The sequence below is a fragment of the Pseudomonas sp. CFBP 13711 genome, assembly GCF_014842265.1.
GTDB lineage: Bacteria > Pseudomonadota > Gammaproteobacteria > Pseudomonadales > Pseudomonadaceae > Aquipseudomonas.
This window is the reverse complement of the sequence record NZ_JACYVI010000012.1, coordinates 192,419-201,678: the sequence shown is the minus strand read 5'-3', so window position 1 is coordinate 201,678 and position 9,260 is coordinate 192,419. Positions and strand designations below refer to the sequence as shown.

Here is a 9,260-nt window from a genome sequence, read left to right as displayed (position 1 = left end):
CGTTCTCCCTGATGAAAAACCAAAGCGAATATCAACCGAAAGGGGGGATTTTGGCTTGATGACAACCATAGAATCTCCCACAAGGTATGTGTTTGCAGCGCCATCGGCGTGAGCTCAACACCACCGGCTTAGAGCTTAAACGGCCAACCCACGATCTTCTTCGGCCGTGGCGTCGCATAGGTCCGCACTTTCGAGGTCTTCAACCCCAGACGCACCAGTGATTCCGCCAGTGCCACCGCAGCGGTCACGCCATCCACCACGGGCACGCCGGCGCGGTCACGGATGAGTTGATCCAGGCCGGCCATGCCGCCGCAGCCTAGGCAAATCACCTCGGCCTTGTCCCGATTCACCGCTTCGATGGCCTGCTCGACAATGGCCTCGACCGCACGCTCCGGCGATGCCTCCAGCTCCAGCACGCTCATGCCGCTGGCCCGCACCGATGCGCAGCGCTCGTACACCCCGGCCAGCTTCAGGCGGTCTTCGATCAGCGGCACGGTGCGGTCCAGTGTCGTCACAACGGCGTATTTGTGCCCCAACAACATCGCCAGGCTGGCCGCCGCTTCGGTGATGTCCACCACCGGCACATCGAGCAATTCCTGCAAACCCTCGCGGCCATGCTCGCCGTAGCCGGCTTGAATCACCGCGTCATAAGGCCCTTCGTAGGACATCACCCGGTCCATCACCGCGATGGCCGCCAGGTAGCTTTCGAAATTGCCTTCCACCGACTCGGCGCCGAAGCGCGGGGTCAGGCCGATGATCTCGGTGCCAGGCGAGGCCACGCTGCGGGCCTGCTCGGCAATGGTCTCGGTCATGGATTCGGTGGTGTTGACGTTGACGATCAGAATTCGCATGGACAGATCTCGCGCAGAAAACAAGGCCGGGCGTCTGGCCCGGCGTCGTTGCCCACGATATCAGTCTTTCATCGGCACGGGCGCCTGCAGGGCGATGAAGCCCTGATCGCGCATGGCCTGCCAGAAACCGTCAGGCACCTGTGCGTTAAGCGCGGTGACGTCCTCGATGATCCGCGAAGGGCGGCTGGCACCCGGAATCACCGCCGCCACCAGGGGGTTGGCAAGGACGAATTGCAGCGCTGCCGATTTGATGTCGACCTGGTACTGACGGGCGATCTCCTGAATGTGCGCCACCTTGTCGAGCATCGCTGGCGACGCTTCCTGGTACTCGAAATGCTTGCCGCCCACCAACACGCCGGAGCTGTAAGGCCCGCCGACGACGAATTCGGCGTTGTGCTGACGGGCCTTGTCGAACAGCCGTTGCAGCGGTTGGTCGTGATCGAGCAGCGAATAACGGCCGGCGAGCAGGAAACCATCGGGCTGGGCTTCTTCCAGATCCAGCGTCAGTTCGCACGGCTCGACGCGGTTGACGCCCAGGCCCCAGGCCTTGATCACGCCTTCTTCGCGCAGGCGGGTGAGGGCGCGGAAAGCGCCAGTGCGGGCGATATTGAAATGCTCGATCCAGGCATCGCCGTGGGCGTCCTGCGCGACGTCGTGGACAAACACGATATCCAGACGATCAGTGTTCAACCGCTCCAGGCTCGCTTCAATGGAACGCAGCGTGGCGTCGGCGGAATAATCGGTGACGATCTTGTTTTTCAGGCCTTCGGCGAACGGGCCGCTGCGGGTCTCGGTATCGATCTCGTCGGAAATCAGCCGGCCGACTTTGGTGCTCAGGGTGTATTGGTCGCGTGGGACGCCGGCGAGGGCCTTGCCCAGGCGCTGCTCGGATAAGCCGGCGCCGTAGATGGGCGCCGTGTCGAAATAGCGAATGCCCTGGTCCCAGGCGGATTGAACGGTGGCCGCTGCTTCCTCCTCGTCGATGGTGCGGAACATGTTGCCCAGCGGTGCGGAGCCGAAGCCGAGGCGGCCGATGATCTTGTCGTGCAGACTCATGGAAGATGTCCTGTGCGGTGGGGCGTGTTGGATGTCGCGCGGTTCATGGCCCGGATCGAGCACGATGAAACCGGCGAAGCTTCTTTACTGACTGTTGATTGCCGCAGGGGTTCTTCGTAATCCGCGGCGGTGGACTTTCACATGCTCGGTGAGCGGCTATCCTCAGTCCATGCAAATCTCGCTATTTGCGGTACCTCACTGGGACCAGCTCCTGCGATTCCTCTGCGGGACCGGCTTCAGCCGGGAAGAGGCCCGTGAGTACGCCATCCATGACCAGCGAGGCCGCCGATGAGCGAGCACATCATTCATTTCCACTGCGGGGTCGATCAGGCCAGCACCGAGCATTTTCGCGATCGCTGCCTGGAAGCCCTCGGCAAGGGCGCGACCGGATTGCTGCTGAATCTGTCGACCGCCGGCGGCAGCACCGCACTGGGATTCACCCTGTACAACTTCCTCAAATCCCTGAAAGTGCCGATCCGCGCGTTGAACAGCGGCAACATCGAATCCATGGGCATCGTCATCTACCTGGCGGCTCAAGAGCGGATTGTCTGCCCCCATTCGCGTTTTCTGATCCACCCCATGAGCTGGTACTTCAACCAGAGCTCGGTGGACCACTCACGCATGCGCGAATACCTGCGCAGCCTGGACAACGACCTGCAGCGCTACGTGAATATCTACCAGAGCGAGACCGTGAGCGCGCTGCACCCGCTAGACATAGGGCGCTGCCTGTCAGCGGAGGAGAAGGTGATCCGCGCCGAAGACTCCCTGGCGTGCGGCATTGCCCATCGTGTCGAGCAATTGCAGTTTGCCGAAGACGCCGTGCACTGGACCGTCAGCGCCAGCTAAGCTCGATCCATTGAACCCGGTCGTTGTCGAGCCCTCTGACTCTATTATCGGCCACATTGAAACGAGAGGTGACTGCCATGCAATCCCATACACCTGACGCTGCACCCGTTCCGCCGCGCCCCGCTCCCCAGCCGGGTGACGAAGAGACAGGATTTGACGCCGACATGGATCCGGGCAACGAAGACCCGGGTTCCCAGTTTGATCGGGACGCCACGGTGCCGCTGATCGATCCGGATAAATGAGGGGGGAGGGTGCCGCTGACAACCTGTGCTTGCTACGAGGCCCACATTGCTTTTTTGACTGATGCTCAAACAAAAGAGCGAGAGCCTTGGCCCTCGCTCGCTTCACTCAGCCGCACGTCGTTACGACTTGCCGCCTGAGCCGCCTTTCTTGCCGGTGCCGCTCGCGCCTGCACCCGATTCTTTCTTCATATCGCTTCCGGCATTGCCGTTGCCTGAAGCCTGTCCGCCTTTCTTGCCGGCTTCGGACGCTTTCTCTTTATCGTTCGCAAAATTGCCAGGGTTCGACTTTCCGGTGTTAGCCATGATCGCAGACCTCTTGTTATTGAGAAGGCGAGACAGGTGCCTCGCCTTAACTGTGAGGGGGCGTTCACGCAATCGTTTAACCCGTCGACTCGCTGGCAGACCAACGGCGGTGACGAGTGATGCCCGCTGTTACATGTGCACTTCGACGGTCAGCGGCAGGTGATCGGACAGATGCGTCCATGGCCGCGTGCCGAGGATTTTTGGTTGGTGGCTGGTGGCGTTGCGCAGGTAGATCCGGTCCAGGCGCAGCATCGGGAAGCGCGCCGGGTACGTTTTCGCCAGCCGGCCCTGACTGCGCTCGAAGGCTTCATGCAGGTAGCCGCAGCGCTGCAGGCGCTTGTTGCCCTGGAGCTGCCAGTCGTTGAAGTCGCCGGCGATCACCACCGGTGCGTCCTCGGGCAGGGAGTCGAGCAGATCGCAGAGCAGGTTCAGCTGCAACTGGCGATGGCTTTCCAGCAGGCTGAGGTGCACGCAAATCGCATGGACCTCGGCATGCCCTGGCACTTGCAGCACGCAGTGCAGCAAGCCGCGGCGCTCCGGCCCGGTGATCGAGATGTCCAGATTGCGGTAGTGCAGGATCGGGTATTTGGACAGCAGCGCGTTGCCGTGGTGGCCATCGGGGTAGACCGCGTTGCGGCCGTAGGCGAAGTCCGTCCACATACTGTCGGCGAGAAATTCGTAGTGCGGCGTGTCGGGCCAGTCTTCGTACTTGGCGGCGTGGCGGTCATGGCCGCCGAGGACTTCCTGGAGAAACACCAGGTCGGCACCGGTGCTGCGCACGGCTTCACGCAACTCCGGCAGGATGAAACGCCGGTTCAGTGCGGTGAAGCCCTTGTGGGTGTTCACGGTCAGCACGCGCAGTTTGTGGACTTCGCGCAACGTGGCCGGGTCCGGAGGGGTAGCGTTCGAGCCAGCGGGATCGGGGGTCACGCCCTCACTCCTGTTCGGGGGATGTGCTATTCGGACCGGGACGCGAGGCGGCAGTTCAGCTTTTAGGTGGGACGGGCTGTGGCCGGGGGATTTCAACAGCCAGTGAGCGCTGTTGCAGAGTCGCCGGCCTCTTCCCTCTGTAGGACCGGCTTCAGCCGGGAAGCTTTGAGGCGCTGCGCTCGCTACACCCGCGTGTCGACCGGCGCCCTGCGCGACAGCACCACTGCCAGCGTCAACGCCGCCACCGACAACAACGCCGCGAAGAAGAAAATCCAGCCGTAGCCCATGCCCAGCGCCACCGCGCCCATCAGCGGTCCGGCAATGGCCAGGGCCAGGTCAAAGAACACCGCGTAGGCGCTGAGCCCCGCGCCACGACTGCTGTTGGGCACCTGCTTGATGGCTTCCACGCCCAGTGCCGGGTACACCAGCGACAAACCAAAACCGGTCAGCCCCGCGCCGATCAGGGCGAAAGTGGTATCGGGTGCCAGCCACAACAGCAACAGCCCCAGGGTTTCCACCGAGATGCAGACGATCGCCGAGCGGAAGCCGCCGAAGCGGTTGATCGCGTTGATGAACAGCAACCGCGCCAGGATGAAACAAACGCCGAACACCGTCAGGCACCAGGCCGCGCCTTCCCAGCCACGGGCCAGGTAAAACAGGGTGATGAACGTGGTCAGCGTGCCGTAGCCGATGGAGGACAAGGTCAGGCTTAGGCCGAACGGCGCCACCCGGCCGAACACCGAGAAGAACGGCAGGCGCTCGCCGCGCACCACCGGGATCGCCGGCTTGTTGCGGATCAACAACAGTGCCCCGGCGGCCAGCACGAACAGCACCACGCCCAGGCTGGCAAAGCCCAGCGCGCCGACCATCACCACCCCCAGCGGCGCGCCGATCGCAATGGCGCCGTAGGACGCGATGCCGTTCCACGAGATCGAGCGGGCGGTGTGCTCCGAACCGACCTGGCCGATGCACCAGCTGATGGTGCCGACGCCGATCAAGCCCTGGGACGCACCGAGGAACAGGCGAGCGATGATCAGGATGGTCAGACTGACTCCGGCGAAACGCTCCAGAAGGATTGCTGCCAACGTCAGCACGCCGCTCAACGCGATGCCCGACAGCCCGTAAACGATGGCGCGCTTGGTGCCGATGGTGTCGCAGATGCGTCCCGCCACCGGACGACTCAACAGCGTCGCCAGGTACTGCGCGCCGATCACCAGCCCCGCGATGACGGCGCTGAAGCCCAGCTGGTTGTGCACGTAGCCGGGCATCACCGCGATGGGCAGGCCGATGCACAGGAAGGCGATGAAGGTGTAGACGACGATGGAGACGATTTGCAGCGTGATCGCCATCGAACTGGCGTCATGGGTGGGGGAATGGGCAGGCGCATCGGGCGGCAGGGCGGCAGACATGGGGACTCTTCGCTGGAGCGGTGGGAGTGCCGCATCATCGCCCGTGGTGTCAGGAAATGAAAGCTGGCTAACGGTTTTTCTCCAGAATCAGAGGACACCCGGACTCGCCCTTTCCCGGTTAAAGCCGGTCCTGCGAGTGTTTGCATTTGCCTTCGTAGGACCGGCTTTAGCCGGGAAAGCGTCGGATGTCACACCGCAGGATCGGGGGCGCCTGGCCTGGCGTCTTCCCGGCTGAAGCCGGTCCCACTGTCACAAAAAAGCCCCGTCACGATGGACGGGGCTTCTTGTTTTCAGCATGGCTCTGTCAGTGCATGACCCTGATCAGAACGCGACGCCTTGGCTGCGCAGGTAATCGTCGTAGGTGCCGCTGAAGTCGGTCACGCCACTTGGGCTCAACTCGATGATGCGGGTGGCCAGGGACGAGACGAACTCGCGGTCGTGGCTGACGAAGATCAGCGTGCCCGGGTAGTTCTCCAGCGCCAGGTTCAGCGCCTCGATCGACTCCATGTCCAGGTGGTTGGTCGGTTCGTCCATGATCAGCACGTTCGGCTTCTGCAGGATCAGCTTGCCGAACAGCATGCGGCCTTGCTCACCACCGGAAATGACCTTGACCGACTTGAGGATCTCGTCGTTGGAGAACAGCATCCGGCCCAGGGTGCCACGAATGACTTGCTCACCTTGAGTCCATTGCCCCATCCAGTCGAACAGGGTGACATCGTCTTCGAAGTCGTGGGCGTGGTCCTGGGCGTAGTAACCCAGCTCTGCCGCATCGGTCCACTTGATCGTGCCGGCATCCGGGGTCAGTTCATTGACCAGTGTGCGCAGCAGGGTGGTTTTACCGATACCGTTCGGGCCGATGATCGCAACGCGCTCGCCGGCTTCAACCTGGAAGCTGAAGTTCTTGAACAGCGGCTTGCCGTCGAAGCCTTTGGCCATTTGGTCAATGATGACCGCCTGACGGTGCAGCTTCTTGTTCTGATCGAAGCGGATGAACGGGCTGACGCGGCTCGACGGCTTGACCTCGGCCAGCTGGATCTTGTCGATCGCCTTGGCGCGGGACGTGGCCTGCTTGGCTTTCGAGGCGTTGGCCGAGAAGCGGCTGACGAACGACTGCAATTCGGAGATCTGGGCTTTCTTCTTGGCGTTGTCCGACAGCAACTGCTCGCGGGACTGGGTCGCCACGGTCATGTACTCGTCGTAGTTGCCCGGGAACAGGCGCAGCTCGCCGTAATCCAGGTCAGCCATGTGGGTGCACACGCTGTTGAGGAAGTGACGGTCGTGAGAAATGATGATCATCAGGCTGGAACGCTGGGTCAGGATGTTTTCCAGCCAGCGAATGGTGTTGATGTCCAGGTGGTTGGTCGGTTCGTCGAGCAACAGCACTTCAGGATCGGAGAACAGCGCCTGAGCCAGCAATACGCGCAGCTTCCAGCCCGGCGACACTTCGCTCATCGGCCCGTTGTGCTGCTCGATGCCGATGCCCAGACCGAGCAACAGCTCACCGGCACGGGATTCGGCGGTGTAGCCGTCCATTTCAGCGAATTCGGTTTCCAGCTCGGCGACGGCCATGCCGTCTTCTTCGGTCATTTCCGGCAGCGAGTAGATGCGATCGCGCTCGGCCTTGACCTTCCACAGCTCCTCGTGACCCATGATCACGGTGTCGATGACGGTGAAGTCTTCGTAGGCGAACTGGTCCTGGCGCAATTTACCCAGACGCACATTCGGCTCAAGCATCACCTGGCCGCCGGACGGCTCCAGATCGCCGCCGAGGATCTTCATGAAGGTGGACTTGCCACAGCCATTGGCGCCGATGAGGCCATAGCGATTGCCACCGCCGAATTTGACCGAAACGTTCTCGAACAGCGGCTTGGCGCCAAACTGCATGGTGATGTTAGCTGTGGAAATCAATTACCTTACCTATCAATGGGTTGCGGGTTGCTGGATGTGACCTTGGGTCAATCCTGGGGCATTTCTGAGTTTTCCATTTCCCCCCAATCACCGCTGGAGCTGAGCCAGCGCGCATATGTCGAGAGCAGCATCTGGACGGGGCGTCCGAGCTGTTGGGCGATGGCGATAAAGGAGGGATTCGTTCCAGACATTGCGCGTAGTGTCGCATAAGTATGACGACAGTTGTATGGCGGACTCTGGAACAAATGTCTGAAGGACCTGTCAGCTGAATGCGTAAAGGTGGCTCTACGCTCGGCTCTGTACTGGCTAGAGTCGCTTGAATCTACCTATGATCATTTCTGGAATCGACTATGTTGAATAAATGGAATTTGCCTGCCGTGACGAACCGATCGCTAAAAAAAGCCGCGCTGAATCTCACATTGAGCCTGGCCGTGTCAATGACCGTTGGCGTCACGGCCGCTCTGGCCGCCTCACCGCCAGAGGCGCAGAGCATTTACACCGCCCAGCAGGTCTCGATGTTAGGGGGCAAGCTTTCAGTCAACGTACCGGCGGGGTTTGTCAAAGATCCTACGCCAATCGACCCTAGAGCTACTGCCATGGGCATGACCGGCGCCAACTACCTCAACAAAGCAGAAAAAAGCGTGCTGATCACCGGGCAGGTTCCCCTTGCGACAGCCGTCGATTCCGACAACGACGAAACCGCCTTGAGCGGTCTACTGACCGGCACGGCGCTGCAACAACGTACCGATTACCAAAACTATAAAAAACTTGGGGAAAAAAGCATCGTTAAAGCCAGTGGGTTGGGCTTGCGTCAGCTCGATGCTTCTTTCAGTGCGGGTGGTAAGCCGATGCTCGCGACTACCGTGGCCGCTGCCTCTGGTACACAGTCCGCAGTCGTAACAGTGATTACCAACGCGGACAACCCGAAAGGCCACTCTGCACTTGTGAAGACTGTTACCGGCGAGTGAGTAAAAGCTATCGCTGGCGCTCAGGGACTACGACGCCACGTCACCGATGAGGTGACGTGGCCTGATGAAGGTGGCTAAGCGTGAGCGGCCCTGACGCCGCTCCCGAATTGCATCACCTGATCAAGCGTGCTCGACCTGCGTTCTGACTTTGTTCACCGTGGAGTAATGGGAAAACACGATGCATCCGATCAGTCGGGAGAAGAGGCCCAGGGTTTCGACGAGGTCGGGGTTCTCGAAGGTGCTGGCCCTGGAGTCGAGCAGGCACAGCGCGCCGAAGAGTTGGCCGTCGGGCAGGGAGATCGGGACGCCGATGTAGCTTTCGATGGCGTAACGCTTGACCACCGGGCGACCCGCATAGCGCTCACTTTTGCTGATGCTGGGGATGATCAGCGCCTTCGGGTTTTCGATCAGCTCGTTACACAGCGTCGTTTCCAGCTCCAGGACTTCGCCTTCCTGGATACCGATGTGAATCTCGTCATAGACCGCGCAGGCGACCCACTCGGCGTCGGTGAACTTGGCGATGCCCGCAAAACGCATGCCGGTCAGCCGGGTCACGAGTCTGAGGATGTTCGTCGTGGCCTCAACCTCGGCGATCGCCGAACGCTCGGCAATGGTCAGCAAATCCGGGCAGAGCAGGGAATCCAAAGCCATTGTCGGCTCCATATCGATGTGTAGTGGCGTACCGGCCGGGGCATGTACGTCGCGCAGATTAGCATCTTGTGCTGCACCCGTATCCTCCCCCTCGGC

General features: G+C 61.3%; 10 protein-coding genes. 3 read left to right on the top strand and 7 right to left on the bottom strand.

Translation table 11 applies throughout. From position 1 onward, the window contains the following. Positions 1-128 precede the first annotated feature (128 nt). Together IFT47_RS21405 and IFT47_RS21400 are read right to left on the bottom strand one after the other, a co-directional pair. Complete coding sequence (locus tag IFT47_RS21405) at positions 129-851, bottom strand: aspartate/glutamate racemase family protein (protein WP_192173988.1); 723 nt, start codon at positions 849-851, stop codon at positions 129-131. 60 nt (positions 852-911) lie between these two features. Further along, positions 912-1,907 carry an aldo/keto reductase gene (locus IFT47_RS21400; protein WP_192173987.1) on the bottom strand — a complete coding sequence of 332 codons (996 nt, stop codon included), beginning with the start codon at positions 1,905-1,907 and terminating at the stop codon, positions 912-914. A gap of 288 nt (positions 1,908-2,195) precedes the next feature. Between IFT47_RS21400 and IFT47_RS21395 the strand changes: the two genes are divergently transcribed. Further along, positions 2,196-2,753, top strand: coding sequence for an ATP-dependent Clp protease proteolytic subunit (locus IFT47_RS21395; protein ID WP_192173986.1), 558 nt, complete (start codon positions 2,196-2,198; stop codon positions 2,751-2,753). A gap of 77 nt (positions 2,754-2,830) precedes the next feature. Further along, on the top strand, positions 2,831-2,995 hold the full coding sequence (locus tag IFT47_RS21390; protein WP_192173996.1) for a hypothetical protein: 165 nt from the start codon (positions 2,831-2,833) through the stop codon (positions 2,993-2,995). Positions 2,996-3,115: 120 nt separating this feature from the next. Here IFT47_RS21390 and IFT47_RS21385 read toward each other — a convergent pair whose 3' ends face one another. The 4 genes from IFT47_RS21385 to IFT47_RS21370 form a co-directional block, all read right to left on the bottom strand. After that, positions 3,116-3,298, bottom strand: a complete 183-nt coding sequence (locus tag IFT47_RS21385; protein WP_192173985.1) for a general stress protein — start codon at positions 3,296-3,298, stop codon at positions 3,116-3,118. A gap of 129 nt (positions 3,299-3,427) precedes the next feature. Then, complete coding sequence (locus IFT47_RS21380) at positions 3,428-4,177, bottom strand: endonuclease/exonuclease/phosphatase family protein (RefSeq protein WP_197984053.1); 750 nt, start codon at positions 4,175-4,177, stop codon at positions 3,428-3,430. Positions 4,178-4,410: 233 nt separating this feature from the next. After that, positions 4,411-5,637 (bottom strand): MFS transporter, encoded by a 1,227-nt coding sequence (locus IFT47_RS21375; protein ID WP_192173983.1) that lies wholly within the window; start codon positions 5,635-5,637, stop codon positions 4,411-4,413. 321 nt (positions 5,638-5,958) lie between these two features. Further along, complete coding sequence (locus IFT47_RS21370; RefSeq protein ID WP_133774936.1) at positions 5,959-7,545, bottom strand: ABC-F family ATPase; 1,587 nt, start codon at positions 7,543-7,545, stop codon at positions 5,959-5,961. A 350-nt stretch (positions 7,546-7,895) separates the two neighbouring features. On the opposite strand from IFT47_RS21370, the gene IFT47_RS21365 reads away from it, so the two are divergent. Then, the gene (locus IFT47_RS21365) at positions 7,896-8,513 is read left to right on the top strand and encodes a polyribonucleotide nucleotidyltransferase (RefSeq protein WP_192173982.1); all 618 of its coding nucleotides are present in this window, start codon (positions 7,896-7,898) and stop codon (positions 8,511-8,513) included. Between the two features lie 120 nt (positions 8,514-8,633). On the opposite strand, the gene IFT47_RS21360 is transcribed toward IFT47_RS21365, so the two are convergent. Then, a complete protein-coding gene (locus IFT47_RS21360; RefSeq protein ID WP_244656006.1) occupies positions 8,634-9,164 on the bottom strand; it encodes a GAF domain-containing protein in 531 nt (176 codons plus the stop codon). Positions 9,165-9,260 lie beyond the last annotated feature (96 nt).